We start from the raw sequence: 25,588 nt of genomic DNA, 5'->3' as shown, positions 1-25,588 counted from the left end.
AAGAATGCATGAAAATCGTGTACCAAGGGGCATGACCAAACCGCTCCGGCTGGAACTGGATCGATCTGCGAAGACGCCGCTGGCCGAGCAGATCCATGGGGGCATCAGGGCCGCCATCGCGAACGGCGTGCTCGCACCCGGAGCGCGCCTGCCCTCCTGGCAGGACCTGGCAGCCCAGCTTGGCGTCGCGCGGGGCACCGTGCGCGCGGCCTATGAAAAGCTGGCCTCCGCCCAACTGATCGTCGCGTCACGCGCGACCGGCACGCATGTCGCGGATCGGCCGTCCTTTCCCGTTCGCAAGGACAAGGCCCCGGCGCCCGGCTCGTTCATGGAGATGTACCAGGAGCTCACGGCGGGGCCGGCAATCTTCCAGATGGGCGTGCCTGCGCAAGAGACCTTTCCTGCGACGCTGCTCGCAAGGATGCGCGCGCAGGCGGTCCGCGTCGAAATGAGCGCGCCGGCGATCTATCCGGATCCGCGCGGCGAGCTCGACTTGCGACGCGAGATCGCAGCCTACCTTGCGCTGGCGCGCGGCATCGCGTGCACGCCGTCGCAGATCATCATCACCAGCGGTTTCAGCGGCGGCCTCGGATTGGCGCTCCGTGTCCTCGGCCTCGAGCCAAAGACGAAGGTCTGGATGGAGAATCCGGGCTTTCCCTTCACGCGGCACGGTCTCGCGCTTGCCAGACTGTCGATCGCGCCGATCCCGGTCGACGCTGACGGCATCGATGTCGATTACGGCCTGAAACATGCTCCCGACGCGGCGCTTGTTGTCGTGACGCCCGGGCAGCAGGCGCCACTCGGATCCACATTGTCGCTGGCGAGGCGTTCGCGCCTGCTCGACTGGGCCGCCCGACGCAAGGCGTGGGTGATCGAGGATGACTATCTCAGCGAGCTTCAGCTCAAGGGCCGGGCCACGCCGGCGCTCGCCTCGCTCGATCGCGCGGGCCGCGTCATCCATATCGGCTCCTTCAGCAAGACCGTCACCCCTGCCCTGCGGCTCGGCTTTGTCGTTGCGCCGGCGGCTCTGGCGTCGCGATTTGCCGAAGCCGCGGCCTGCCTCGCACCGGCGCCCGGGCCCGCGGTGCAGCTCGCGACCGCCGATTTCATGCGCGAGGGCCATTATCTGCGGCATCTCCGGCGCACGAAGCGGGTCTACGCCGCGCAAGGCGATGCATTGCTGAAACAGCTTCGGACACGCACCGCCAACGTTGCGCTTGCCGGATTGGCAGCGGTCCTGCGGCTGCCGGATGGAGCGCCCGATCTCGCCATCGCCAGGGAAGCGGCATCGTTCGGGCTGGCGCCGACACCGCTGTCGCTGTGGTATGCGTCCACGGCTTCGGCGCGCCCCGGTCTGTTGCTGGGTATCGCCACGTCGCCGCAAAAGCGGATCGAGGCGTCCTGCGACAGGCTCTTCGAAATCATCGATCGTCTGACGTGACGAACGCTGTATTTCGAGAAAGCACGATGCGCCGCCCGGCGCAATAAACGCGGGTCCGCATGCCACCGAAAGTTGTAGGCGCGCGGATCATCATGTAGCGTCAGCGTCCATCTTCACCGCGCGTGGCCCAGTCGTTACATGCTTGCCCGTATTTTGTTTCTCGTGGCCATGCTGCTTCCATGCGCACTGCACGCCGAGGAAACGCCTGCCGAAAATGCCGGATTTGCGCGCAGGCTGACGATCTATCTTGCCAAGGGGGCACCGGACGCGTGCGGGCCCGGCTGCGACCACTGGATCGCCATCGAGGGCGAGATCGATGGGGACGCCAGCCAGCGCATTCGCCGCTTCCTGGCCGGCGTCAAGGACACCCAGCGTCCGATTGCCTGAAGACCAAGGCCGCCGGCGGCGAGGTCGAGGCGGAGCTCACGACCTACCATGCGATGTGCAACTCGGCCTGCGGTTATCTGTTTCTCGGCGCGACATCACGCGAGGTCGCTCCCGACGCCGCCCTGGCGGTCCATAACTCCAGGCTGGTCCTCGTCTTTCACGGGCATCCGGCGCCGCAGGCGGTCGCGGAATACAGGCAGCGCCGGATCGCGAACGCCGACCGCGACCGCGCTGCGTTCATCGCGGCGATGGGGATCAGCCGCGAGTTCGACAATCTCATCCGTACGGTGAAGTTCGAAAACCTGCATATGCTGACGCGAGCCGAGCTCTATCGTTTCGGAATCGACACGCGACCGTTTGCCGAGGGAATGTGGAGGCTGGAGAAGGCAACGCGGCCGTTCATCAGCAAGATCGCGGTGATGAAGAAGGAAAGCGGCTCTTCGTTCGGGACGTGGAATGGCGTATGTTTTGCGAAACCAGGGATCGCGTGCCGCTGCTGTTCGCGGGCGAGATCGACGAGGCGAGCGTCGGCAAAAGTACGATCATGATGACGGCGGACGCCGACAAGGACCAGGAAGCCGGAGGGTTTCCGGTGCGGGCCGCGAAGTACGAGATGTGGAGCGGCAGCATCGACCCTGACATGGTCAAGGCGATCATGGCGTCCCGCTCCCTCCATGTCCGGCGGACCACGCCGATGCCGGACGAAAAGGTGGACGTCGCGAAATTCGACATCGACCTGACGGGCCTGGCGTCGATGCGGACGCAGCTTGCGGCGGCGTGCTCGTCGGTCGCGGCCAAGCCGAAAGGTCCCTGGCCGGCAAGCCCTTGGCCAGCAACTCCGCTGCCGAACGTCACCGCGCCGCCTTCGACCGTGCCGTCGCCGTAAGCCCAGGAGCGCCCGATCCTTGTTGGGCGCGCACCGGCAACCTCCTGCCGTTCATCCCTCCGGCACCCCGGCCATGCGCATGCCCTCATACACACGCTCGCGTCCGGCGAGATAAGCCGGATGGTCGTTCGTCACGCGGGCCCGGTAGCGGCGGAGAGTGAAGGTCGGATTGAGCACAAGACCCGCCTGCGCGGCGGCCCGCGCCTCGTCCGGTGAGCCGAGCAGCGACAGTGCAGCGGCGAGATAGTAATGCGGGAGGGGATGATTTCGGTTGGCCTCGATGCTCCGGCGCAGCCAGGCAACCGCTTCCACATCGGCGCCGAGAAACAATTTGGCGAGACCGACAAACATGAACCACCGGTAGGCGTAGGAATCGCGAGGAGAGAGGCGAAGCGCCTCGCGGATATGGGCCTCGGTCTCGCTACTGCGACCGAGAAAAAACTTGGCGAGACCGATGAAGGCATGAGCATCGGCCAAATTGTGATCCAGTGCCAACGCCCGCTCGCATTCAGCGATGGCTCGGGCCGGGTTGCTAAATGATTGGACCAGACCCAGGATGCTACGGGCCCGAGCATGGTTTGGCGCAAGGGACAGAGCCCTGGTTGAGGCTGCCTCGGCCGCCGCCAAGTGCGCTTTCCAGTCGTCGGTGACAAGATTGGCCCCAAGCGCCGCTTCAACCCGCGCCGAGCCGACCAGCGCCTCGATATTGTCGGGATCGAGTGCCAGGGCGCGGTGGAAAAAGGCCTGCGCTTGTGTCATGTATTGCGGGGTCGTCCCATTGTTCTCGTAAGCCCAGCCCTGGAAATACAGGTCCATTGCATCGGGATGGGTTGAACGTTCCGCTCGCCGCGCTTCAACCTGAATGAGCTGGGCATTTAGCGTGTTTGCGAGCCGCGATACGATCTCGTCCTGCATGTCGAACAGGTCGGCGACGGGTTTCTCAAACCGCTCGGCCCACAGGTGATCACCGGTTTCGGCATCGATCAGCTGAGCATTCACCCGAAGCCGATTGCCGCCTCGCTGCACGGAACCTTCGAGCACATAGCGGACGTTCAACTCGCGCCCGACCTGCTTTACATCGACGGCTTTGCCCTTGAAGGTGAAAGCGGTGTTACGCGCGATCACGAATGAGCCACTGATGCGCGAAAGGTCCGTGGTCAGGCTGTCGGTCACGCCATCAACGAAATAGTCCTGCTCGGGATCGCCTCCGAAGTTCGCGAACGGCAGTACGACGATGGAAAGGCGTGGCGCAGGAATCGACATCGCAACTGTCGCGGCATCGGACCGATCTGGATCAGCGGTACCCTGAAACTGTTCACCAGAATCGGCTGTGGGCGCCGCGTCTGCGGGCCTCTGCACTTCCTGCACCGTTCCAACGAAACGGAAGCCCTTGCGCTGCAGGGTTTTGATGAGACGCTGTTTTTCGCCGGAATCGCCAATCACACTCCGAGCGACGTTCAGCCGCGTCGTCAGTGCCGCATCGGACACGACACGGCCGTTCCAGATGGTCTTGATGAGGTCGTCCTTGCTTACGACCCGTTCCCTGTTGCGGATCAGGTAGTCGAGCAGGTCGAACACCTGCGGCGCAACCGAGACCACGTGCGCCCCGCGGTAAAGCTCGCGAAGGTCGGTGTCGAATGCGTACTCGTCGAAGAGATACCGCAAGCTGGCAATTCCCTGGGTGGCTTTCCCCCGTCGGTCTCTCGCGCCGGTTGCAGCGCAAGAATAAGCCGGCGGTGAAGAGAATGTAAGCAGAATGTCAAGAGCGCCCGCCCATGGCCTGCTACCGTCCTCGGGACGGCACAATTTGCTCAGGAAGCAATCCATGAGCACGACCAACGGCTTGCCGTACCGCGCAGCAGTGCCCCGAGCAGCGGCTCAGGATTCAACGTAGGGCCGTCCGCTTGAAGGACTGGCAGCAACGCCACGACGCGCGTCCTCGGAATACAAACATGATGGAGACCGTGATGGCATTGAAGATCACGCGCCGCGCCTTCATCGCAACCGGCGCAGCCACCGTCGCTTTGTCGTATCATGATAGCGGGTGGACGCAGACCTGGCCCTCCCGGCCGATCAAGATTGTTTGCGCCTATCCCGCCGGCGGACTTGCGGACACCCTCGCGCGCGTCTACGGCGAATACCTCTCCCAGAAGCTCGGCCAGCCGGTGATAGTTGAGAATAAGGCGGGTGCCAGCGGTTCGATCGCTGCAGCAGCCGTGAAGCAATCGCCACCGGACGGTTACACGTTACTCCTCGCCATCACCGCAACTCTGGTGCAAAGCCGCGTGCTATTTAAGACTTTGCCATACGACGCCGACAGGGACTTCGCGCTCATTTCCAGCATGTCGGCAGGATATCTGCCATTGGTCGCCTATAAGGCGACCAATGCCACCAATTTAAAGGAGTTCGTCGAATACGCCCGCAGGAACGTGACCAACGTCGGGACCTTCGGCGCAGGCTCCTACCCTCATATCGTCGTTGCAGAGCTCAACAAGCAGTACGGGCTGCAGATGAAAGCCGTGCACTACCGCGGCGAAGCGCCGATGTGGCAGGACCTCGCGGCCGGCGTGCTCCAGGCGGCGATGGGGAGCTACGCCAATGCCGTCAACGCGCTGGAATCCGGAGTTGGGAGGGCAATCGCCGTGCAGACGAGGACGCGGAGCAGAAAGCTTCCCGACGTTCCCACATTTTTCGAGCAGGGTGCCGAGTCCGAGCTCTTTGCTATGACCGGTTACGCCTTTCTTGCCGGTCCCATCGGCATGCCGCAGGACATCGTGGAGCGTGTTTCCGGCCTGATGGTAGAAGCCGGCAAGACTGACAAGATACAGAAGCTGCTCGACGCGTACGGCATCGATGAGTCCGCTCAAGGACATATCGCGTTCAGAAAGCTGTACGACAGCGAAACGCCTCCCTTGGTGGCTGCCGTGAAGGCATTGGGGCTGACGCCTGAATAGCGTGCAGATGCCGGCGCCCGTCCGCCTTGCAGATCGCCGCGGGCCAGGAGCGGACCTGTGCGCCACCGGCTCGATGGATGAACCCGTCACCTCAGGAGAACTCAGGGAACAAGCACCGCTGGCATTAGTCCTGTTGGCAGCGGCACAAACTGGTTCTGCTGCCCCGGAGCCATCGCCAGGATTGCCAATGCAACTGCGAGGACCGCCAGGAGTCTGGCCATCAATCAAATCCGCTGAAGATCTTGTTGGTACGTACGAGATGATCTTGGCTTTGCGCTCCTTTGGAACGGCAATCGTTCGACAGCGACTGGGATCGACCGATCACAATCAATACATGCATGCTGAAGTAATCAGCACCGTGAACATGTCGACGTCGAACTCGTTCTCCAAGCTAAGTCCGAACCGCTCTAGCCATTTATCCTGAGCCAGGTAGGCCAACTTCTCTCGCGCCTGTGGGCAAACAAATTTGAGCCTTCCAACATTCTGAAGGTGATGGACCATTTCGTGTACCAGGACCGATTGGTCGGTCGGCGAAGTGCCGCCCCAATCATCAGGAAGCAGGATCGTTCTCGTCTCGTTGTCGTAAAGTGCAACGACCTCGCGCTGAGCTAGTTGCCCATCGCTTTCCATGAAGCCTTGCGAAGAAGTACGGTCCCTTGCACGCAACCTCGCAAGCTCCATCTTCGACGCAAATTCAATGACGGGACGCTGCTTGATGGCAGGCAGGTCGAAATTCGATGAGAGCCAAATCACAATGTCATCCAACAGGGCTTCCGCAAGTTGAGCTGCATCAGAATGCAACGAAACCGAACGCGACCCGGCGGCCGCGCTGCGCTCCAAAGCATATTCGCAATCGGCTTTAGAGGATGTGGCTAACGTTAGGGAGGCTATCGCCGCGACCATGAGGAATTGCTTGAACATGACCCTCTCCTCAGAGGCTGTTCGAAAAACACTCTTCAGAAAATCAGTCGGCAGTAGAATGGCTGGAACATAGCACTTGCCTGGCGACGTCGTTGTGAACCCATTCACACCCAAAGAACTCACAACGCCGCCGGTCACCGAACATGCTGGCGAGCGGCGTACCTCGTACTTCACCGGGACACCGGCCGGCCGTTCAGCAGACGGAACCACGTCGCTAGGGCGTGACAGCGGACATGAGCGCCAGGGCAAACCGTTCAGAAGACGTTGCTGCCTTGGCATCCCGAACTGCAGCAATCGAGGCCGTGCGCGGCTGCTGGAATTCGGCGGACGAGCCTAGTTCGTCTTGACGAACTTGTACGTCCCCTTCTTGTGGCCAATGACCTGACTGATGCCATCGAAGTTGCTCTTGAGAGGGTCGATGGTGACGACGAGCGCGGCCTGGAGACCTTCGAATTTGCCGGTCCCACCCGTTATGTTGCAATTGTTGGGGGATGCGGGCAACCAGTCGCATTGCTCGAACAACTGGTCGCCGTCCTTGTCGACGTAAGTACAGAATCCGTGAAGCTCGGCGGTCTTCGCCGACGGATCCGTCAGGCGGCTGAGCTGACAACGTCCGCCCATGTTGTTGAGTACAGGATTTCCCGCTTCGTTTGAGGCTGCCATGGCCTGGTTCATGAGAACAAACTCTCTGCCGCCGCCGATCGCCATCGGCTTGAGAGCAGGAATCGGCGTCGCGGTGAATATGACCGAGACGGGGCCCTCCGGCGGCATGCTCTGAGCCTGGACACTCGTCGTTGCCAGAACTGATGCGACTGAAAGCAATGCGACGCTTGCGTGCAAAATGGCCATCGTTGGCTCCCTTGGAGGTGGTGCAGAGAACGATTGCGAGCAGAGCAGGCTTTGCCTTGCGTCACTTTGCTGCCTGCTGCGGCTGGGGCGGCGGCGGTTTGGGGACCGACGTCAGCATGCGAATTTTCCATTGCCCGTCCTCACGAACATCGAGAGCGGTCCAAACAACGGTGAAGTCTATGGGAGCGCCCGTCTCGCTGTTGCCGGTAACGCGAGATTCGCCGGTGACCAGAGCCATGCTTTCTGACAATGACTGAACCTCGGTCGTCTTGACCTCGAGGCGACTAACTCCCGCCTTGAAAGCGTTCTCATAGTATCTGGCATTGTCCACGACGCCGTCTTCCGTCACACGCATATAGTTCTTGGTGTAAAGCGAAGTAATCCCGGCAGCGTCCTTGTTGCTGAAGTACTGCTCGTATGCTGAACCTATCTTTCCAAGTTCTTCCTTGAGATTTTGATCTGACGCAGTCGCAGGAATTGCCGATAGTAACAGCGAGATACATACAGCTCCGAATCCGCGCATGATGTCACTCCCTACTGTTGACGCTGCTCCAGACGAGACTTGAGACCAGGCTTACTTCCATCCCCCGTGAACTCCCGACGCCGCTGCATTTGAGCCGGCAGCCTCGTTGTTCTCCATGGACAGGAAGTCTCCCTTGATCTGACGCAAGGAATTTTCTCCGCAGTCAGCGCTGCTCGAAACTTGGTTGTTCGTCTTCATGGTGGCAGCAGAGCGGCCGCGATTCCCCCGCTAAGGTCAGGCGGCCGCACGAAAAGAAAACGGGAGGTCGCCGGTATTTCAGCGTCATCTCGGCCGTCCTGGCCGATCAGGATCAATCCGGCTCCGCCATTTGCCACGTTGAGAACCACGGGCTCTCCGCTCCACGTCTTGATCGGCTGCATTCCCACGATGAGGAATTCACCCATGGGCTGATCGAGATATTGAAGGCGCAATTGCGGACCGACCTCCGCTGCCGCAAGTTCAAAGCCAAGTTGCCGGGCCCGCGCGTAAATGACGGCCAGAGGCACGCTATCGGTTTTGAAGCCGAGCTGGACCGCGGATACCGCCAAAAGCTCCACGTCCATCTTGTTAGAACTGACGGTAAATGCCGGTCGAGCGAGAACTTCCGCGGCCAACCCGCCGATATTGCAACCCACGGCATCCAATGCATTGCGCAACGCGAAGGAGTTGCCAAAAGTGCCGACCGCAATCGTCTTCCAAGTCGGAACGTCGCGGGCGGACCCGACGAGTTTTTGCGGCAAATCAACTGCACGAACTTTGCCGAGTTTCAGTTGATTCTGTAACACGTCGCGCGCCGAGCATTGTCCCCACGCCCTGGGCGCGAACTGAAACAAAGAAGCGGCACAGAGCAATGCAACCATCAAGCAATGGCTGCCCCACCTCGCGTTCAGATGGTGATGTGGTGCGGCACGATCCGCGTGGCTTGTCAGAATGCACATGTCGAAGATCGACTTGCTGCAAAGTTCAACTGAAAAAAGCCCGCCTCCGAGTCAATGGGAAGAACGGAGGCCAATGAAAAACATCGTCCGACCGCACTCAAAAGGGGGGCCGGAGGCGGGACACGATTGGCTCAACTATTCCAACTTCAAATGAACGGGCGGCGGTCCGTAAGCCCGATCGCCCGCCGCATCAAACCGAAACGGAATGACGTGCTCAAACGTAGCACCACGAGTCCCTCGGTACAATCAGCAACTCCGCCCACCAGCGTGCATTGCGATCACTCGATCGCGCTTCGCCGCGAACACCACTCTGAGGCCGCAGACGTTTGTCATAGGTCACAAGCCGCGACTGTTCGCCGCAAGCTCATCGGCGACAATCGCCCGATCGCGCCGTCGCGCGTCCGTCGGCCGCGCCCTCGCCCGCATCGCCACTCCGTATTTCACCGGGCAACGTGACGATCCCTGTGCCTATCACAATCGGCAGCGCGCAGACGCCGGAGTATTCATCGAGCTATTCTCGGCAGATGGGCTCACATCGTCAGCGTCCGACCTCAAGACGATGAATCATCGGATGAAGGGCTGCTCCATTTCGAGCACACGAGGTTGCAATCCAATGACGATCCGGCGCTGAAGCTCGTCATCTAAACGCCGGTCTCGGGCGTCGGCTCACGATCGCCTGGCGTCAGCTTTTGAGGGCCAAGCGGAGCGCAGCGATCCGTCAGAGCAACGCCGCTCGTGACCCGTCGGCGGACGTCCCTTGATCTAGATCAACCAGAACGCGGCGCTTCGCCGCTTAGCTGGCTCATCCTCCTTTGCCTGAGTTGGAGGGAATAGGAAAACACCCGCAGTGGCGGCACTACATCGCCCCACTCGGCCAATGCAGCGAATTTCTGGAGAACCCTTATGCAAAAGCATCTGTTGTCGCTTGCTGCGATCCTGTCGGGCTTGAGTCTCATCGTGTCGACATCGACCCCGAGCGCCGCTCAATCGATTTCTGCGGAAGAGGCACAAGCGATCGCTGCGGAGGCCTATGTTTACTTCTATCCGCTCGTGACGATGGACCTGACGCGCAAGCAGCTCATCAATTCCGATCCCAAAACTGCGGCAATAGGCGGTCCTCCGAACACGTTCGACAATATCCAGGCCTACCCGACCGCAGACATGAAGGCGGTGGTGCGGCCCAATTTCGACACGCTGTATTCGAGCGCCTGGCTCGACCTGACCCGCGAACCCATGGTCGTTTCGGTTCCCGATTCCGGTGGCCGCTACTACCTGCTGCCGATGCTCGACATGTGGACCGATGTGTTCGCGTCGCCGGGATGGCGTACGACAGGCACCAAGGCAGCGAATTTCCTGGTCGTGCCGCCGGGCTGGAACGGAAACGTGCCGGCGGGCTTCGCACGTATCGACGCGCCGACGCCTTATGTCTGGATCATCGGCCGCACCAAGACCGATGGTCCTGCCGACTATGCTCCGGTTCACGAGGTGCAGAAGGGGTACAAGATCACACCGCTATCTGGGTGGGGTAAGCCCCCGGTCGCAGTGACACAGACCATCGATCCCAACGTTGACGTCAAGACGCCGCCGAAGCTGCAAGTCGACACGATGGCAGGCGATAAGTTTTTTGCCTATGCGGCGGAGCTATCCAAAGTCCACCCGCCACACATCACAGATGAGCCGATCATCGCGCGCATGGCGCGGATAGGTCTCGAACCGGGCAAGAACTTCGATATGACCAAAGCCGATGCCACGGTACGGAAAGCTATCGAGGATGCGCCGGCTCAGGCGCAAAAACTGATGGCATGGAAAATCCCAACGCTGGCGCGCGTCGCAAATCACTGGTCCATGAACACGGACACGATGGGCGTTTACGGGAACTACTACTTGAAGCGCGCGATCGTCGCGCAGCTCGGACTCGGCGCTAATCTGCCGGAGGACGCGATCTACCCGAACAGTGTTGGCGATGAAAACGGCAAGCCGCTCGACGGCGCAAACAAATACATCGTCCGCTTTGCCAAGGACGCGGTGCCGCCGGTCGAGGCATTCTGGTCAATCACCCTGTATGACGATGAAGGCTTCCAGGTTGCCAATCCACTCAATCGCTTTGCGGTGAGCAGCTGGATGCCGTTCAAGCGCGACGCCGACGGATCGCTCACGCTCTACGTCCAGAATGACAATCCGGGCGGCGATCGCGAAGCCAACTGGCTGCCCGCGCCCAAAAGCCCGTTCAACCTCACCATGCGTCTTTATGCGCCAAAGTCGGAGGCATTGACCGGCGTGTGGAATCCACCCGCCATCAAGCGGGTCGATAGTGAAACCGTTGGCCGGCAGCAATGACAATGCCAAGGGAGCCCGGCTGGGCAAGGCACGCGCGGCGCATTTAAAGCGCCCGAGAAGGGGCAGAGTTGATTCCGCTCGCGAAGCCTGAACCAGGATCACGCCGCCGAAGACGAACCTTCATCGAGATCGAACGGGAGGTTCGCTCCTCAAACGTCGCTCGATACATGCCTCTTGGACAGTTTACACAGCTATGGAGGTAGCCCATGCCGATCGTTCAATTTACTCGCTTCAAAACCGACAAGGTCGAGGAAACGGTCCAGATCATCCGGCAGGCGAAGAAAATCTTTGAAAAACACGGTGCCGAGTTTCTTCGGCTCTCCCGTTTCCACACCGGTCAATGGGCAGGAGAGTTGCTGGTTACGACGCGCTACTCCAATTGGGAAGTCTACGGCAAGGTGCAGGAGGCCGTGGCAAAGGACCCGGAGTTCGCGCAGCTGCAGGCTGATGGAATGAAGATTGCCGAACTGCAGGGCCGCAACATCGCCGTCAGCATCGATCTCTAGTCGGGGCGCCGCCCCGCAAACCACAATAAGCGCGGAGGCCGCCGGACATATGCCGGTGGCCTTCCCGATCTGATGACTGCGTTCTACGCCCCGACCGGCGTATAGATCACGAGCTTCAGCGCGGGATCGTCGTTGGCCTGAAAACTCGTGTGCTCGAAATGCAGCACGCCCAGAGTTGGATGAGACATCGTCTTGAGGCCCGAGGCGGTGCTGCGGATCTCGTGGGCTTCCCACCATTTGACGAATTCCGGGCTGCCCTGCCGCAGCCGCGTCAGCAATTCCGCAAAGGCGGGATCGCCGGCCCAGACGTCGTGGGTGGCGCGAAACATGGCGACCATACGCTTGGCGACCTCCGCCCAGCCCGCGCCGTAAGCCTTGCGCGTCTGCTTGTTGGTCATCATCAGGAGCATCGTGTTGCGATCCTCCTCCGGCAACCGGCCGAACGCAAAAACCTGCTCGGCGGCTTCGTTCCAGGCCAGCACGTCCCAGCGCCGCCCGGTGATATAGGCCGGATGCGGCAGGCTCTCGATCAGCCGCAGGATCGGCGGCGGCACGATCTCGCGCGTGAACGCCCGCTTGTCGCCGTCGCGCGCCAGCGCCTTGAGATGCGCATGCTCGGTCTTGCTCAGCCGCAGCGCACGGGCGAGCGCATCGACGGTGGTGACCGACGGGCTGACGGTGCGGCCCTGCTCGAGGCGGATGTACCAGTCGACACCGATGCCGGCGAGCTGGGCGACCTCCTCGCGGCGCAGGCCCGCGGTGCGCCGGCGGCTGCCCGCGGGAAGACCGACCGTCTTCGGCGTCAGCTTTTCGCGGCGGGACCGCAGGAAGTCGCCGAATTCGATGCGGCGCGGGTCGGCCATGATGTTGCGCTCCGATGGAGGGCCTTCGTAATACTAGGATAATACCAGGCCTTCCTGACCTTTCCTAGGCGGCGCATATGCCCTTTCACCCGACTTTGAGGTGAACATCATGAAAGCTGCCGTACTCAAATCCTTCGGATCGCCGCTGGTGATCGAGAATGTGCCGGAGCCGGTGCTCGGCACCGGCGAGGTCATCGTCGACGTCGTCGCCACGCGCGTCCTGTCCTACATGAACGAGGTTTTCAGCGGCGAACGAAACTACGCGCTCGACCTGCCGATCATCCCGGGTCCCGGCGGCATCGGCCGGGTGCGCGCGATCGGCCCGGACGCGACCAAGCTCGCCGTTGGCGACTGGGTGTTCTGCGACCCGACGGTGCGTTCGCGCGATGACATAGTGGCGCCCGATATCGCCCTGCAAGGGCTCACGGCCGCCGGCCCCGGCGGTATGCGCCTGCAACGGCATTTTCGCCACGGCTCCTATGCCGAGCGGATGCGCGTGCCGACCGAGAATGTGAAGCGGCTTGGCGCGATCACGTCCGACCAAGCCTCGCAATGGTGCGCGCTGGGGACGGCGCTGGTGCCCTATGGCGGCTTCCTCGCCGCCAACCTTCAGCCCGGCGAGACCGTGCTGGTGAGCGGCGCCACCGGCAATTTCGGCAGCGCGGCCGTCTCGGTCGCGCTCGCGATGGGCGCGGCCTGCGTGGTCGCGCCCGGTCGCAACGACAGGATTTTGGCCGACCTCGTCCGCCGCTTCGGCGATCGGGTGAAGCCGGTGACACTCACCGGCAACGAGAGCGACGACTGCGAAAGCATGAAGCGCGCCGCACCGGGACCGATCGACTGCGTGTTCGACATCATGCCGCCCTCGGTCAGCACGACCGTCGTACGCGCGGCGATCATGACGGTGCGCGCTTACGGCCGCGTCGTGCTGATGGGCGGCGTCGGCATGGCGGGCGGCGCGGGCCTCGATCTGCCCTACCCCTGGATCATGCGCAACTGCATCAGCATCCACGGCGTCTGGATGTATCCGCCGGATGCGGCGAGCCGCCTGATCGCGCTGGTGCGCGCGGGATTGTTACGGCTGGACGAATACGAGGCGACGGCGTTCGACCTCGACCACGTCAACGAGGCGGTGGAACACGCCGCGGCCAATGGCGGACCGTTCAAGCTGACGGTGATCAGGCCATAATGGCCCCTCCGCTGCGGCGATGCGCCGTCGCAGCCGATAGGCCCGACATGCCAAATGGTTGGAAGGCGTCACCCCGATCGTAGCCGGCCAAGGCCGGCTACTGTGCATGGGGTTGTTTTCGCAATTTTTATTATTCGAGCTCGATGACCTGGCCGTTCGACAGCGACACGCGCCGGTCCATGCGGCCGGCCAGCTCCATGTTGTGGGTCGCGATCAGCATGGAGACCTTGGTCGCCTTGACCAGCTGCATCAGGGCCTGGAAGACGTGATCGGCCGTGTGCGGATCGAGGTTGCCTGTCGGCTCGTCCGCGAACAGCACGCGCGGCGCGTTGGCGACCGCGCGCGCAATCGCGACGCGCTGCTGCTCGCCCCCCGACAGTTCCGCGGGCCGATGGGTGATGCGGTCGCCGAGGCCGAGATAGCCAAGAATCTCCTTGGCGCGCTTGACGCTCTCCGACTTCTTCAGGCCGCGGATCATCTGCGGCATCATCACGTTCTCGAGCGCCGAGAACTCCGGCAGCAGCCGGTGCGACTGATAGACGAAGCCGATATCGGTGCGGCGGAGCTGGGTACGCTCGATGTCGGGCAGCTGCGAGGTCGGCGCGCCGTTGACGTAGACCTCGCCGGAATCGGGCGCTTCAAGCAGCCCTGCGATGTGCAGCAACGTCGATTTGCCCGAGCCCGACGGCGCGACCAGCGCCACCGATTGCCCGGCCCACAGCGCGAGCTTGGCGTTGTCGAGGATCGTCAGCGGCACCTCGCCCTGCAAGTACTGCCGCTTTATCTCGTGGAGATAAATGACCGGTACATCTTCCGCCCCCTGCTGGCTCTCCATCAGGCCCTCACTCGTACCGCAGCGCTTCGACGGGATCGAGGCGCGCGGCGCGCCACGACGGGTACAGCGTCGCAAGGAACGACAGCGTCAGCGCCATGATGACGACCGCCGTGGTCTCGCCGACGTCGATCTCGGCGGGCAGTTTCGACAGGAAGTAGAGCTCCGGCGAGAACAGCTCGGTGCTGGTCAGCCAGGACAGGAATTGCCTGATGGACTCGATGTTGAGGCAGATCACGAGGCCGACGAAGAAGCCGACCAGCGTGCCGACCACGCCGATCGAGGCGCCCGTGATCAGGAAGACGCGCATGATCGAGCCTTGCGAGGCGCCCATCGTGCGCAGGATCGCGATGTCGCTGCCCTTGTCCTTCACCAGCATGATCAAGCCGGAGACGATGTTGAGTGCGGCGACCAGCACGATCATGGTCAGGATCAGGAACATCACGTTGCGCTCGACCTGGAGCGCGTTGAAGAAGGTCGAGTTGCGCTGCCGCCAGTCGACCAGGAAGACCGGCCGGCCCGCGGCCTCCGTCACCGCCTTGCGGAAGGCGTCGATCTTGTCGGGGTTGGTGGTGAACACCTCGATCGAGGTGACGTCGTTGCTGCGGTTGAAATAGGCTTGAGCTTCGGCCAATGGCATGAACACAAAGCCAAGATCGTATTCGGACATGCCGATCTCGAACACCGCCACGATCTTGTAGGGCTTGATGCGCGGCGTCGTGCCCATCGGGGTGACTGCGCCCTTCGGCGCCACCAGCGTCACGCTGTCACCGGCATGCAACGACAGCTGGTCGGCGAGGCGGCGGCCGATCGCGACCCCCTGCCCGTCGTCAAAGCCCTCGAGCGAGCCCTGCTTGATGTTCTTGGCGATCGAGGTGAGGTTGTTGAGGTCATCGGAGCGGATGCCGCGCACCAGGACGCCCGAGGCGTTCCACGGCGAGGACGCCAGCGCCTGGCCGTCGACCACGGGCGCTGCGAGCCGGATGCCCTGGACCTGGCTGAGGCGGTCGGCGACGTCCTTCCAGTCGGTCAGCGGCGATTCCAGCGGCTGCACCAGGATATGGCCGTTGAGGCCCAAAATCTTGTCGAGCAGCTCTTTGCGGAAGCCGTTCATGACAGCCATGACGATGATCAGCGTCGCCACGCCGAGCATGATGCCGAGGAAGGAGAAGCCGGCGATGACCGAGATGAATCCCTCCTTGCGGCGAGCCCGCAGATAGCGCGCCGACAGCATCCACTCGAATGGCGCAAAAGGCGCGGTTTGCTTGGTCTCGGTCATGGTCTCATCCATCGCTCGATAATCCCATGATTCGGGGTCAATTGTGGCCGGATTGGCGGCCGCGATATCGCGCGATGAACAATATTCAGCCGACCAGCCGGGCGACCGCGTCCGCAGGCGACATCGTCTCGCGGGAGCCGTCACTGCGCTTCTTGATCTCGACCTTGCCCTCGGCGAGCCCCTTCGGCCCGATCATGATCTGCCAGGGGATGCCGATCAGGTCGGCAGCGGCGAACTTGGCGCCGGCGCGCTGGTCGGTGTCGTCGTAGAGCACGTCGACGCCCTTGGCGGTGAGCTCGGCGTAGAGCTTCTCGCAGGCCGCATCGACCGCGGCATCGCCCTGCTTGAGGTTGAGAATCGACACGCGGAACGGGGCCACCGCCTCCGGCCATTTGATGCCGGCATCGTCATGGCAGGCCTCGATCATGGCGCCCAGCAGGCGCGAGACGCCGACGCCGTAGGAGCCGCCATGGATCGGCACGTCGACGCCGTCGGGGCCCGCAACCAGTGCCTTCATCGCGTCGGAATACTTCGTGCCGAAATAGAAGATCTGCCCGACCTCGATGCCGCGGGTGTTCACCCGCTTGTCCGCAGGCACTTCCTGCTCGAAGCGCGCGGCGTCGTGGACGTCTTCCGTCGCCGCATAGACCGACGTCCATTGCTTGATGATCGGCGTCAGGTCGCTGTCATAGTCGACGTCCTCGCCCGGCACCGGCAGGTCCAGCACGTCGCGATTGATGAAAACGCCGGACTCACCGGTCTCCGCAAGTACGATGAACTCGTGGCTGAGATCGCCGCCGATCGGGCCGGTCTCGGCGCGCATCGGGATCGCCTTCAGCCCCATCCGCGCGAAGGTGCGCAAATAGGCGACGAACATCTTGTTGTAGGAGACGCGCGCTGCGGCCTCGTTGAGGTCGAAGGAATAGGCGTCCTTCATCAGGAACTCGCGGCCACGCATCACGCCGAAACGCGGACGCTGCTCGTCGCGGAATTTCCATTGGATATGATAGAGATTCAGCGGCAGGTTCTTGTAGGACTTGACGTAGGCGCGGAAGATCTCGGTGATCATTTCCTCGTTGGTCGGCCCATACAGCAGCTCGCGCTTGTGGCGGTCGGCGATGCGCAGCATCTCCGGACCATAGGCGTCATACCGGCCGCTCTCGCGCCAGAGGTCCGCGAGCTGGAGCGTCGGCATCAACAGTTCCAGCGCGCCGGAGCGGTCCTGCTCCTCGCGCACGATCTGCTCGATCTTCTTCAGCACGCGGAAGCCGAGCGGCAGCCAGGCATAGATGCCGGCCGCCTCCTGCCGGATCATGCCGGCGCGCAGCATCAGCCGATGCGAGACGATCTCCGCCTCTTTCGGATTTTCCTTCAGGATGGGCAGAAAGAATCGCGACAACCGCATGGTAATACTCTGAGAATCAGTGATCGCCTGCAGTGAAAGCGGATTGGGAGCGAAAACACAAGACCGGGAATGAGGAAAAGCCGCTAAGGCGGCGAAATTCCTGTCATTTTTCCGTTGCCTTCAGGTTCAGCATGAACTGCACCGGCGCGCTTTAAGGTAGCCCCACATCGAGCTCGTCCTCCAGCGTGACCTTCTCGAAATCGGTCACCAGCGCGTCGATCCGCACATGCCAGCGGCCGGCGAAGGGAAGCTCGACCTTGCGCACATGCCAGTAGCCGTCCGGCTCGAGCGAGGCGCCCCGCTCCATCGGCTCGATGCCGCGCTCCGGCAGGCTCAGGGTCAGCGTCACCTCCTTCGCGATCAGCGGCGTGGCCTCGCCGGTCATGAGCTGAAGCACGAAATCGTCGACGCCGGGTTTCCCAGGAGACACCAGAACCTGGAACATCGCCTTGTCGCTGTGGATGTGGATCGCCAAAGGCGTCTCGGGAATGATCGTCCGCGGCGGCGGGGAGAAGCGCCAGCCGGCGACGACGGCAAGGATGGCGAGTGCGATCGCGCCTTCCAGCAGGATCGAGCGCTTGAGCGCGGGCGTCCCATTCCCGTCCCGGGCCAGGGCCGGTGTCAGCCTGAACCGATTGAGCGCGGCGAGCGCCAGCAATCCCGTGACCAATGCAAGCTTGATCGAGAGGATGAGTCCGTAGCGGGTCTCGACCAGCGCGACCGGCTTTTCGAGCTGAACGATCGCGAGTGCGAGGCCGGTCAAGGCCAGCACGCCGACCGCCAGCGCAGCGATGCGGGAAAAGCGGTTCACGACGGGAAGCGTCGCAGTCGTCGGACTCGACACCAGCGCGACCAGCGGCGCGAGAGCACCGATCCAGATGGTGACGCCGAGGCCGTGGAGAAAGATCGCCGGCCGGGTCAACGCCTCCGGCGGGGCCGTTGCGGCGTGCCCGGTCATGGCAAGCGACAGGCCGACGCCGACGAGCGCGATGATCGCAAGAGCGCGCGCGTACCATGCGCTGCGCAGCGCCATCAACGCGAACAGCATCGCAGCAATCGCAACCAGCAGCGCGGGACCGGCGCTGGTCGCGAACGCGACTTTCCAGGGGGCGGCCGTCGCGAGAGCCGCTGGCGGCAGCCCGAGAAGATCCAGGCCTAACACCCCGAGAGAGACAGCGGCGCTCGGAATGCCGATGGCGAGCGCGACGCGTGGCACGGTCATGCCCGTCGTCGACCACGCAACCCAGCGCGCAAAGAACACGCCTCCGACACCGACGAACAGCCCGAGATAAAGACCAACCCGCGCCAACCAGATCAGCACGTTCAACCCGCGATCGGCATTGGCGGGAGGTTGCGTCCCCGTCGGCATGCCGATCGAGAAGATCACCGATCCCGCGACGGGATGGCCGTCCTGCGAGATCACGCGATAGCTGACGACCGCAGTGCCCTGCGGCAGGTCGGGCGGCATCGCGACCGAGATCGTTTCGCCCGACGCGCTGACGCGCGCATCGTCCCGCGCCCTGCCCGCGCCGTCGATCAATTGGATTGCGCCTGGCGTCACCGCCTCGTTGAAGCGCAACTCCACCGCCTTCGGCGCGCTCGCAAGCATGCTGCCGCTCGCCGGCTCGACCGCGACGAGCGCTGCATGCGCAGACGCGCCGGTCGTGAAGCCGACAACGCAGAGGAGCGTCGCGAGCGCGGCGAGCAGGCGCATCAGGGCTTTGGCAGGAGCTTCACGCCCGGTGCCGGCGATTTGCCCTCGTGCGAATGCCCTTCCCGGTCCGCCGGGATCTCGATCCAGCGGCTGACGCCAGTCTCACACTCTTGGACGACAGGGAAATACAGCGTCGTGTTCGGCTTCAGACTGTTGGTCAGGAAGCTGCTGATGACGAACTCGTCGTAATTGTGATCCGGCAGCTTGCCGCCGGACCAGGCCACCTCCCTGACGCCGGAGGCAAGCTTGTTGCCGTGATAGTCGTATTCATTGGCGTACTTGCCTTCGAAGACATCGACGCTCCAGCCCGCCTTCGGCATCGGCTTCACCGCAATCACGCCTTCCGGAATCTGCACCCTGATCTTCACCGTGGGCGAACCCGCGCAGCCGTGCGGCACGGCGAAGACGGCCTTATAGTAGGAACCAACCGTCGCCTGCTTGGTCTCGAGCGTGATATGCGCCGATGCAGGCGACGCGGCCAGCGCGGCGATCACGAACAGGCAGGATTTCTTCGACATGTTTGGCCCCTTCGACAACGTCATTTAATCAGGATCGGCGATTCCACGTTGACATGATCGGCCTCGGAGATCGAAATTCCGAGACCCAGCATCCAGCGTCCGGGCGTCAATTGCGCGACCTTCACGTGCCAGCCGTCCTCGCCGTCGCGCGAAGCCTCGACCGGCGCGAGCTTCCGGCCGGACTGCGTGTCCACGAGCGTCACCGACACGGCTTTGGCCGTGAGTGGCGTCTCGTCCGTGGTTTCGAGCTGGATGGCGATCTCGACCGGGCCGGCGCGGCCCGGCGAGACCGTGACATTGGCCATGGCCTTCTCGGTGTGCAGGTGCGTGAAAAAGCTGTCGTCGTCCGTCGCCGCCGCAAGCGGTGTGGCGGCAACCGACAGCAACGCAGCCATCGCGAGCGCAAGGCCTGTGAGGGATCGACGCGAGGTCATCGGAGACTTGATCTGTTTCATCACATCTTCATTCCCGAATGATCCGGCATTTTCTTCATCATGTGCCCGCCGTCACCGGGCGCCTGCGCACCGACGCCCTGGACGTCGAGGGAGACGGCGACCTTGCCGGCCTTCTCGAATTCCAGCGTCACCGGTACCTTGTCACCCTGCTTGAACGGACCCTTCAGCTCCTGGAGCATCAGATGATTGCCGCCGGGCGCGAGCTTCACCGTCTTGCCGGCATCGATCACGAGCCCCTTGTCGAGCGGACGCATCTTCATCACACCGTTGTCCATCGCCATCTCATGGACCTCGGTCTTCCCCGCGATTTCGGCGGAAACGCTGACCAGCCTGTCCGCTGTTGTCCCCTTGTTCTCGATGGTGAGATAGCCGCCGGCGACCTTGGCGCCGCCGGGCGTCGCCCGGCTCCAGGCCTGCGAGATGACGAGATCGCCGGCCTTGACGTCCTCGGCCGCCGCTGGTGCTGCGCAGAGCGCGAGAGCGAACGCTGCGAGCAGCACATCTTTCAACATGGTCTTCATATCAGTATTCCCGTTTGCAGATTGAATTTCAGTGTGTGGCGAGCTGTTGGCCCGACCATTTTTCGAGATCGGCCATCTCGGCCGAGCCTTCGATCGTCGTGATTGTCCCGTCCCGGGAGATGAGCATGGTCCGGGGAATGTCGCCCTGCCAGGCGGGGTCGATCTCGAACCTCAAACGCTCGACAAAACCGTCGTTGAAGATGAAGTTCTCGGTCGACGACAGCCCCGCCTTGTCAAGCATCGACTGCGTTGCCGCCGGCAAGTTCGGCACGAGATCGGCGCTGATCGTGACCACGTCGATCCCGGGATGGTCCTTCGCAAACTGCCCGAGCAACGGCAGCTCGACCTTGCAGGGCCCGCAGGTCACGCCCCAGAAATGCACGAGCGTCGGGCGGCCCGCATGACCCCTAAGGACGCCTTGCCAGGTGCCGCGCTCGAACGGTTTCAGGGCCGGCGCTGCTCCCAGCGTAGCCGTTGACGCGATCAGGATACCCAGACCCAGAATGCCTGCAAATCGACGTCTCATGGCTGGTCCTCGATTGCTGTGAGCCGATAGCCGTCCGCTTTCGTCATCCATGACAGGTAGGTCTGCCGGCCATTGGAGACGAGCAAGGGATGATCGGACGTGTCAGTCGTGCTCGATATCGTCTTCGGCGGCGACCAGCTCTCGCCATCGTCGCGGGAAATCATCATCTGGACCGAGGTCTTCTCGCCGTCGAACTCCTTCCAGACCATCACCGTTCCCACAGCACTTGCGAGCACGTAAGGACGCGTCGGATTGCGGCCCGGCTGCCCCAGCGCCATGGGCGCAGAGAAGGTGCGGCCTTCGTCGCGCGAGTGGGCGTAGAACAGTCCCTTGCGCGCCTTGCCGTTCGTGTACCAGGCGATGTGATAGGTCCCGTTCGGCGCAACCGTGAGGCTCGGTCCGTGATGCGGGCAGGCGTTGATCTGCCAGTCGTCATTGCTGACCCGATGGATCTCACCCGGCGTCGAGACGTCGGCGAAGGTCATGACCGCGTGATCGCGCACGCCGCCCTCAAAGATATTTCTGAAGATCACGGCCGGCCGCCCTGGCGCCGCGAATGTCAGTCCCAACCGGCAGCATTCGCAAGTGTTGTCACGCGCAAGCTTCGCCTCCGCGTAGGTGGCGCCGCCATCGCGGGACGAGGCAAAAAACAGCCCCGCTCCCTCGTACTTCCGTCCCGCCTCCTTCGCGGGAACGCGATTGCGCTTGTCCAGCCATGCCGCAAAGACCGTTCCGTCCTGATCGAGCGCCAGCGCCTCAAAGCGCTGGCTCTCATTGTTGGCGGTGATGGGCCTCAGCTCCGCAAAGCTCTTTCCGCCATCGGCCGAGCGTGTGTAGAGCACTTGGCCGTTGAAAGCCTCATCCCTGAAGATCGAGAATGCGAGCGCGATGCCGCCCTTGCGGTCGACCACGATCTTGGGCCGCGCATCCGGCCCCCAATCAAGGTTCAGCCGCTTCGTCGTGACCTGGATGGGCACCGAGAAGCTGTGCCCCGCATCCGGCGAGCTCGCAACCGACACGTGCCCGCCCGCCATCCAGACCAGCCACAGCGTTCCGTCCGGTCCGAATGCGGGCGTCACCTTGGTTGCGCAGCGCAGCGTCGGCTCCTCGCACGCCGCTTCGGAGGCATGTTGACCGTGCATCTGCGCGAGCGCCGCCCCTTGCAGGAATGCAAGAGCGACTATCCCAAGCAAGCCACTTCGGACCATGGCCCTATTCCCTTCGAGAGCCCGGATCATCTGAATGCCACCTTCATACCCGCAACGAACAGGCGCGGCGAGCCCGCGTAGATCGATCCCGTCGTGTTTGCGAGCACGCTCGCAGGATTTTGAAGGCCGGCCGCCGTCACCGTATTGGCGATGTTGTTTGCCGACGCGACGTAGGTGCGGTCGAAAACATTCCTGACTTCGAGGAACAGGTTCAGGGATCTGAAAGTGTCGGACACCAGATCGGTCTTGTAGTGGACGTTCAGATTGACCAGCTCATAACCCGGCGCCTTCAACAGATTTGCATTGTCCATGTAGAAGGAGTCCTTCCACTGGACCTCAACAAAGCCACCGAGACCTGCCAGTGGCCCCGCAAACTCGTCGTAGCCAACGCGGGCTGTCAGCTCGTTGGGCGAAATGCCGGGGATCTTGTTGCCGGCCCGGTTGAAGCTGAACACTGCGCCATTGGTGATGTTCTCGACATACTCGGTATAGACCTCGTCGAGGTAGGTGTACGCCGCCATAAACCGCCAGCCCGGATAGAACTTCCAGTCGGCCGCAAGCTCGATGCCGCGATGCTCCGAGCGCGGCGCATTGAACGTGTAGCTCGTGTTAGGTGAATTGACAGGTGTTGCCTGCGATACAAGTTCGTCGCGAAAGAACTCGTAGAAGCCTGTCGCGCTGACTTTGAGCGTGTTGTTCGGTGTCCAGTCGAAACCGAGGTCGTAGCCCAGATTTTTCTGAGCCTGGAGCTGGGTATTGTTGCCCGACAGCCCACTCGGCAGGACAAACAGGTTCGAAACCTGCGGAGTGCCGTACCCCGTAGCAACCCGCCCCCTCAGCACCCACTCGTTGTTCACCGTATAGAGCAACGCTAGTTCAGGCGCAGTGTTCTGGAATTGCCTGTCCGCGGTCGTCAGCGTCGTCGTGGTAATGCCAGTGGGGCCAGCGTACGCATACGCAGTGTTGATCCCCTTGAGAACGGTAGTTTCCCAGCCGATGCCTGCGACAGCCGTCAAGGATGTCGTCAGCTTGAGCTCTTCCCGCGCGCGAACGCCGTAATTGGTCGTCTGGCTATAAAGATTGCTCGACAGACTGCCGAGTGTGGCATTGCCCCCCGGCATGACGTTCCGCGTGTCGCTCGAGGCCGTCAGGGTGTTGTAGAAGGCACCGAAGAACGTGGTCGATTCCAGCCCGAGAATCTCGCCCCGCTTGGTGACGTCGCTCATGAAATTGTACGAGGGAAAATCTCCGATCGCGCTGGTCGTGCCGGTCGGCTGATTGATGTTCCTGTCGTCGAACACGAACTGGTTGCGCCAGGTCGTGGTGTTGTCGAAATCGTGCTCCCAGCGGCCGCCGACGATGGTGCGGCGGTCGTTGCGGCCAAGCCCGGCCTGCACGGCCGTCTCCTTGTCGGTTCCAGCGGTTGCATTGAAGCCGTTGTTGAACAGTGTGACCGTGCCGCATCCGGCGGCGGCCGAGACGCCGGTCGCACAGCCCTGCTGGAAAGGGTTTTGATAGTACTGGTTCAGCGACTGCCGGATCGGCAGCCGCGTGCTGAGATCGTTGTTGATGATCTTGACCGTGAAACGATCGTCCGGCGTCGCCTTGAGCGTGCCGAGGAAGTTGACGGTCTGCGTATTGAACCAGCTATTGCCGATATAGCCGTCGCCTCGCGTGTCGCTTGCGAACAGCGAGCCCTCGAAGTTCCCGACCTTTTTGCCGGCCGCGAGATAATTGTTGAGATAGCCGTAGCTGCCGCCGTCGACGCCATATTCGACGCCGTCGATCGTGTCGCCCGGGCGTGTCCGGAAATTGAGCGCGCCGCCGGTCGCGTAATTGCCGTAGAGCGCCGACGACGGGCCGCGGATCACATCGATCGCACTGTAGGCCCGCGGATCGATCAGGTCACTGCGGGACAGCCCGTCCGGTTGCGTGACCGGGAAGCCGTCGTCGAAGATCACGAGATTGCGGATGCCGAAGCCGTTGCGGGCGTTGGAGCCGCGGATCGAGATACCGATATCGCGGGGTCCGTTGCCCTGCTTCACCGATATGCCGGGGCTCTCGCGCAGCACGTCGGCCACGGTAACCGCCGGCCGGTTGTCGAACTGGCTGCGATAGATGGTCGTCTCGGTCTGGCCGGTTGGCGCCTGATTGAGACCGTCTCGCGCCGCACCGGCCGTCACGGCCCCGTTTGGGGTCGATGCGCTGACGCTCGCACTCGGCGCAACGGGCCTCGCCGCGCGGCCGGCCGAAGCGGCTCGCGGCCGCGCAGGCCGAGTGACTGGTTTGGCACGGGCAGTCTGCGGCGCCTCAACGGTCACCGCCGGCAGCTCCGTGTTCGTGCTTTGGGCAAAGACTCCGCTCGACGACGCAAGCAGCGCGGCCTGAACCGCGACGGCGCTCACGCCACGGCGGGCATGACAACGTAACATGGGGCATTCCTGACGCCGGCTTTCTCTCCGGCCCTTCGACAGTATCGATCGCCAGCGGACGGACCGCGGCAATCACGAGGGTCGTCAGGAAAATTGAGGTGGTGCGCGCGCCTGGGCGCTCGTGCCCTTATGGATTGCGACGGCGGATACATCCGCCGCATGCCACACCACGCGCGCGGCGTGGCGGAAGGGAATGGCGAGCGCAACGTGCGGCGGCGAATCGAGCGATGCGCCTGCCTGAGCCAGGCAGCACAGCGCGCACGCGGCGCCATGTGCGGTCGGCGCGCCGGTCTGGTCGTCCAGACCGCCCTGCTCGCTGGCGCTGTGGCAGATGACGCCGGCAGACAACGGATCGGCCACGGCCTGACCGGCCGCCAGACAGGCGGCAATCGGCGCCAGCACCTGCATCGCCAAAGCGAGCAGGACCAGGGGTAGGAATTTTTGCAGCCGTGCGCGCATCCGCCGAGCCATTCGTCGCCTACGAACTAAACACCTCGGCGAGACCTGAGTCGAGGTCAGTTCCGCCGGCTTCTTGGCCCAGCGCAAATTTCTCGAAAACTGTGGTCCCGCCGCCCCATGGGCTAGGACGTCCGGCATTTGAGGCAGTCCGGTAACCCCGCCCCGTCCACAGATTTCTTATATTTGTCATATGCTTACGGGCTAAACAGCCCGATCATTTCGTCAGCTGCTCTAATTTTGAACAATCGTTGCCGAAAATGATGACAAGTGAGAAAAGTTGATCTAGCATCCCTCTTGCTCAGGCTGGCCGCGAGGTCGAAGTCTGGTGGTCCAAGTCTCGGGAGGAGCCCCTGGCGCGCAAAACGCAGCGTCGCCCCGTCAATCAAGAGCAAATCTTAGAATCGGGGATAATAGGGTCGACACAATTTTCGAGCGGGGCTAGGGC

25 protein-coding genes are annotated in these 25,588 nt (G+C 62.6%); 7 read left to right on the top strand and 18 right to left on the bottom strand.

The window, feature by feature from the left end; translation table 11 throughout:
• The first annotated feature begins 31 nt into the window (after nt 1-31).
• A complete protein-coding gene (pdxR, locus tag ABIB99_RS07600; RefSeq protein ID WP_354175359.1) occupies nt 32-1,441 on the top strand; it encodes a MocR-like pyridoxine biosynthesis transcription factor PdxR in 1,410 nt (469 codons plus the stop codon).
• Between the two features lie 138 nt (nt 1,442-1,579).
• On the top strand, nt 1,580-1,828 hold the full coding sequence (locus ABIB99_RS07595; protein ID WP_354077692.1) for a hypothetical protein: 249 nt from the start codon (nt 1,580-1,582) through the stop codon (nt 1,826-1,828).
• 95 nt (nt 1,829-1,923) lie between these two features.
• Here ABIB99_RS07595 and ABIB99_RS07590 read toward each other — a convergent pair whose 3' ends face one another.
• Nucleotides 1,924-2,136 (bottom strand): hypothetical protein, encoded by a 213-nt coding sequence (locus tag ABIB99_RS07590; RefSeq protein WP_354077690.1) that lies wholly within the window; start codon nt 2,134-2,136, stop codon nt 1,924-1,926.
• Between the two features lie 155 nt (nt 2,137-2,291).
• Here ABIB99_RS07590 and ABIB99_RS07585 point away from each other — a divergent pair, with 155 nt between their 5' ends.
• Nucleotides 2,292-2,714 carry a hypothetical protein gene (locus tag ABIB99_RS07585; RefSeq protein WP_354175358.1) on the top strand — a complete coding sequence of 141 codons (423 nt, stop codon included), beginning with the start codon at nt 2,292-2,294 and terminating at the stop codon, nt 2,712-2,714.
• Nucleotides 2,715-2,765: 51 nt separating this feature from the next.
• Here the strand turns inward: ABIB99_RS07585 and ABIB99_RS07580 are convergent, their stop codons facing one another.
• On the bottom strand, nt 2,766-4,379 hold the full coding sequence (locus ABIB99_RS07580; protein WP_354175357.1) for a winged helix-turn-helix domain-containing tetratricopeptide repeat protein: 1,614 nt from the start codon (nt 4,377-4,379) through the stop codon (nt 2,766-2,768).
• A 287-nt stretch (nt 4,380-4,666) separates the two neighbouring features.
• Between ABIB99_RS07580 and ABIB99_RS07575 the strand changes: the two genes are divergently transcribed.
• Nucleotides 4,667-5,668 (top strand): Bug family tripartite tricarboxylate transporter substrate binding protein, encoded by a 1,002-nt coding sequence (locus ABIB99_RS07575; RefSeq protein ID WP_354175356.1) that lies wholly within the window; start codon nt 4,667-4,669, stop codon nt 5,666-5,668.
• A 327-nt stretch (nt 5,669-5,995) separates the two neighbouring features.
• Here the strand turns inward: ABIB99_RS07575 and ABIB99_RS07570 are convergent, their stop codons facing one another.
• From ABIB99_RS07570 to ABIB99_RS07555, 4 genes are all read right to left on the bottom strand, one after another.
• Nucleotides 5,996-6,589 carry a DUF6647 family protein gene (locus ABIB99_RS07570; protein WP_354175355.1) on the bottom strand — a complete coding sequence of 198 codons (594 nt, stop codon included), beginning with the start codon at nt 6,587-6,589 and terminating at the stop codon, nt 5,996-5,998.
• Between the two features lie 333 nt (nt 6,590-6,922).
• Nucleotides 6,923-7,438, bottom strand: coding sequence for a hypothetical protein (locus ABIB99_RS07565; protein ID WP_208071132.1), 516 nt, complete (start codon nt 7,436-7,438; stop codon nt 6,923-6,925).
• A 61-nt stretch (nt 7,439-7,499) separates the two neighbouring features.
• A complete protein-coding gene (locus ABIB99_RS07560) occupies nt 7,500-7,961 on the bottom strand; it encodes a YybH family protein (RefSeq protein WP_247305030.1) in 462 nt (153 codons plus the stop codon).
• 194 nt (nt 7,962-8,155) lie between these two features.
• Nucleotides 8,156-8,821, bottom strand: coding sequence for a hypothetical protein (locus tag ABIB99_RS07555; protein WP_354175354.1), 666 nt, complete (start codon nt 8,819-8,821; stop codon nt 8,156-8,158).
• 981 nt (nt 8,822-9,802) lie between these two features.
• Between ABIB99_RS07555 and ABIB99_RS07550 the strand changes: the two genes are divergently transcribed.
• Together ABIB99_RS07550 and ABIB99_RS07545 are read left to right on the top strand one after the other, a co-directional pair.
• On the top strand, nt 9,803-11,236 hold the full coding sequence (locus ABIB99_RS07550) for a DUF1254 domain-containing protein (protein ID WP_354175353.1): 1,434 nt from the start codon (nt 9,803-9,805) through the stop codon (nt 11,234-11,236).
• A 206-nt stretch (nt 11,237-11,442) separates the two neighbouring features.
• A complete protein-coding gene (locus tag ABIB99_RS07545) occupies nt 11,443-11,742 on the top strand; it encodes a hypothetical protein (protein WP_354175351.1) in 300 nt (99 codons plus the stop codon).
• An 83-nt stretch (nt 11,743-11,825) separates the two neighbouring features.
• Here the strand turns inward: ABIB99_RS07545 and ABIB99_RS07540 are convergent, their stop codons facing one another.
• Complete coding sequence (locus ABIB99_RS07540; RefSeq protein ID WP_085400303.1) at nt 11,826-12,605, bottom strand: helix-turn-helix transcriptional regulator; 780 nt, start codon at nt 12,603-12,605, stop codon at nt 11,826-11,828.
• A 109-nt stretch (nt 12,606-12,714) separates the two neighbouring features.
• Here ABIB99_RS07540 and ABIB99_RS07535 point away from each other — a divergent pair, with 109 nt between their 5' ends.
• Nucleotides 12,715-13,794 carry an alcohol dehydrogenase catalytic domain-containing protein gene (locus ABIB99_RS07535; RefSeq protein ID WP_247305027.1) on the top strand — a complete coding sequence of 360 codons (1,080 nt, stop codon included), beginning with the start codon at nt 12,715-12,717 and terminating at the stop codon, nt 13,792-13,794.
• A 130-nt stretch (nt 13,795-13,924) separates the two neighbouring features.
• Here the strand turns inward: ABIB99_RS07535 and ABIB99_RS07530 are convergent, their stop codons facing one another.
• The 11 genes from ABIB99_RS07530 to ABIB99_RS07480 all read right to left on the bottom strand — a co-directional run bounded on the left by ABIB99_RS07530 (nt 13,925) and on the right by ABIB99_RS07480 (nt 25,143).
• Nucleotides 13,925-14,629, bottom strand: a complete 705-nt coding sequence (locus ABIB99_RS07530; protein ID WP_166096967.1) for an ABC transporter ATP-binding protein — start codon at nt 14,627-14,629, stop codon at nt 13,925-13,927.
• Nucleotides 14,630-14,636: 7 nt separating this feature from the next.
• A complete protein-coding gene (locus ABIB99_RS07525) occupies nt 14,637-15,917 on the bottom strand; it encodes a lipoprotein-releasing ABC transporter permease subunit (protein WP_014494909.1) in 1,281 nt (426 codons plus the stop codon).
• 73 nt (nt 15,918-15,990) lie between these two features.
• Nucleotides 15,991-17,310, bottom strand: a complete 1,320-nt coding sequence (gene proS / locus ABIB99_RS07520; RefSeq protein WP_354175348.1) for a proline--tRNA ligase — start codon at nt 17,308-17,310, stop codon at nt 15,991-15,993.
• A gap of 151 nt (nt 17,311-17,461) precedes the next feature.
• Nucleotides 17,462-19,024: a copper resistance CopC/CopD family protein gene (locus tag ABIB99_RS07515; protein ID WP_063983009.1), complete on the bottom strand. Its 1,563-nt coding sequence runs from the start codon at nt 19,022-19,024 to the stop codon at nt 17,462-17,464.
• Entirely contained in the window at nt 19,024-19,542 is a 519-nt protein-coding gene (locus tag ABIB99_RS07510; RefSeq protein ID WP_354175346.1) for a YcnI family copper-binding membrane protein, read from the bottom strand. The genes ABIB99_RS07515 and ABIB99_RS07510 overlap by 1 nt, the downstream gene beginning before the upstream one ends.
• Before the next feature lie 20 nt (nt 19,543-19,562).
• Nucleotides 19,563-19,997, bottom strand: a complete 435-nt coding sequence (locus ABIB99_RS07505) for a hypothetical protein (protein ID WP_283016678.1) — start codon at nt 19,995-19,997, stop codon at nt 19,563-19,565.
• Complete coding sequence (locus ABIB99_RS07500; RefSeq protein WP_354175344.1) at nt 19,997-20,518, bottom strand: copper chaperone PCu(A)C; 522 nt, start codon at nt 20,516-20,518, stop codon at nt 19,997-19,999. Before ABIB99_RS07500 ends, ABIB99_RS07505 begins: the two co-directional genes overlap by 1 nt.
• Before the next feature lie 28 nt (nt 20,519-20,546).
• A complete protein-coding gene (locus ABIB99_RS07495; protein ID WP_166341994.1) occupies nt 20,547-21,044 on the bottom strand; it encodes a TlpA family protein disulfide reductase in 498 nt (165 codons plus the stop codon).
• Nucleotides 21,041-22,252: a sialidase family protein gene (locus tag ABIB99_RS07490; protein ID WP_354175342.1), complete on the bottom strand. Its 1,212-nt coding sequence runs from the start codon at nt 22,250-22,252 to the stop codon at nt 21,041-21,043. Before ABIB99_RS07490 ends, ABIB99_RS07495 begins: the two co-directional genes overlap by 4 nt.
• Nucleotides 22,253-22,278: 26 nt before the next feature.
• Nucleotides 22,279-24,684 carry a TonB-dependent receptor family protein gene (locus tag ABIB99_RS07485; RefSeq protein ID WP_354175341.1) on the bottom strand — a complete coding sequence of 802 codons (2,406 nt, stop codon included), beginning with the start codon at nt 24,682-24,684 and terminating at the stop codon, nt 22,279-22,281.
• 84 nt (nt 24,685-24,768) lie between these two features.
• Nucleotides 24,769-25,143: a DUF2946 domain-containing protein gene (locus tag ABIB99_RS07480; RefSeq protein ID WP_175618088.1), complete on the bottom strand. Its 375-nt coding sequence runs from the start codon at nt 25,141-25,143 to the stop codon at nt 24,769-24,771.
• Nucleotides 25,144-25,588: the final 445 nt, after the last annotated feature.

This window comes from Bradyrhizobium sp. LA6.1, assembly GCF_040547805.1.
GTDB lineage: Bacteria > Pseudomonadota > Alphaproteobacteria > Rhizobiales > Xanthobacteraceae > Bradyrhizobium > Bradyrhizobium barranii.
The sequence above is the reverse complement of the archived record's forward strand: the minus strand, read 5'-3'. Positions and strand labels throughout refer to the sequence as shown.

Bases quoted from the DNA above. Each gene is read 5' to 3' on its own strand.
- pdxR (WP_354175359.1), top strand. From the start codon at position 32: ATGACCAAACCGCTCCGGCTGGAACTGGATCGATCTGCGAAGACGCCG.
- ABIB99_RS07595 (WP_354077692.1), top strand. From the start codon at position 1,580: ATGCTTGCCCGTATTTTGTTTCTCGTGGCCATGCTGCTTCCATGCGCA.
- ABIB99_RS07590 (WP_354077690.1), bottom strand. From the start codon at position 2,136: ATGCAGGTTTTCGAACTTCACCGTACGGATGAGATTGTCGAACTCGCG.
- ABIB99_RS07585 (WP_354175358.1), top strand. From the start codon at position 2,292: ATGTTTTGCGAAACCAGGGATCGCGTGCCGCTGCTGTTCGCGGGCGAG.
- ABIB99_RS07575 (WP_354175356.1), top strand. From the start codon at position 4,667: ATGATGGAGACCGTGATGGCATTGAAGATCACGCGCCGCGCCTTCATC.
- ABIB99_RS07570 (WP_354175355.1), bottom strand. From the start codon at position 6,589: ATGTTCAAGCAATTCCTCATGGTCGCGGCGATAGCCTCCCTAACGTTA.
- ABIB99_RS07565 (WP_208071132.1), bottom strand. From the start codon at position 7,438: ATGGCCATTTTGCACGCAAGCGTCGCATTGCTTTCAGTCGCATCAGTT.
- ABIB99_RS07560 (WP_247305030.1), bottom strand. From the start codon at position 7,961: ATGCGCGGATTCGGAGCTGTATGTATCTCGCTGTTACTATCGGCAATT.
- ABIB99_RS07555 (WP_354175354.1), bottom strand. From the start codon at position 8,821: ATGGTTGCATTGCTCTGTGCCGCTTCTTTGTTTCAGTTCGCGCCCAGG.
- ABIB99_RS07550 (WP_354175353.1), top strand. From the start codon at position 9,803: ATGCAAAAGCATCTGTTGTCGCTTGCTGCGATCCTGTCGGGCTTGAGT.
- ABIB99_RS07545 (WP_354175351.1), top strand. From the start codon at position 11,443: ATGCCGATCGTTCAATTTACTCGCTTCAAAACCGACAAGGTCGAGGAA.
- ABIB99_RS07540 (WP_085400303.1), bottom strand. From the start codon at position 12,605: ATGGCCGACCCGCGCCGCATCGAATTCGGCGACTTCCTGCGGTCCCGC.
- ABIB99_RS07535 (WP_247305027.1), top strand. From the start codon at position 12,715: ATGAAAGCTGCCGTACTCAAATCCTTCGGATCGCCGCTGGTGATCGAG.
- ABIB99_RS07530 (WP_166096967.1), bottom strand. From the start codon at position 14,629: ATGGAGAGCCAGCAGGGGGCGGAAGATGTACCGGTCATTTATCTCCAC.
- ABIB99_RS07525 (WP_014494909.1), bottom strand. From the start codon at position 15,917: ATGGATGAGACCATGACCGAGACCAAGCAAACCGCGCCTTTTGCGCCA.
- proS (WP_354175348.1), bottom strand. From the start codon at position 17,310: ATGCGGTTGTCGCGATTCTTTCTGCCCATCCTGAAGGAAAATCCGAAA.
- ABIB99_RS07515 (WP_063983009.1), bottom strand. From the start codon at position 19,024: ATGCGCCTGCTCGCCGCGCTCGCGACGCTCCTCTGCGTTGTCGGCTTC.
- ABIB99_RS07510 (WP_354175346.1), bottom strand. From the start codon at position 19,542: ATGTCGAAGAAATCCTGCCTGTTCGTGATCGCCGCGCTGGCCGCGTCG.
- ABIB99_RS07505 (WP_283016678.1), bottom strand. From the start codon at position 19,997: ATGAAACAGATCAAGTCTCCGATGACCTCGCGTCGATCCCTCACAGGC.
- ABIB99_RS07500 (WP_354175344.1), bottom strand. From the start codon at position 20,518: ATGAAGACCATGTTGAAAGATGTGCTGCTCGCAGCGTTCGCTCTCGCG.
- ABIB99_RS07495 (WP_166341994.1), bottom strand. From the start codon at position 21,044: ATGAGACGTCGATTTGCAGGCATTCTGGGTCTGGGTATCCTGATCGCG.
- ABIB99_RS07490 (WP_354175342.1), bottom strand. From the start codon at position 22,252: ATGGTCCGAAGTGGCTTGCTTGGGATAGTCGCTCTTGCATTCCTGCAA.
- ABIB99_RS07485 (WP_354175341.1), bottom strand. From the start codon at position 24,684: ATGTTACGTTGTCATGCCCGCCGTGGCGTGAGCGCCGTCGCGGTTCAG.
- ABIB99_RS07480 (WP_175618088.1), bottom strand. From the start codon at position 25,143: ATGCGCGCACGGCTGCAAAAATTCCTACCCCTGGTCCTGCTCGCTTTG.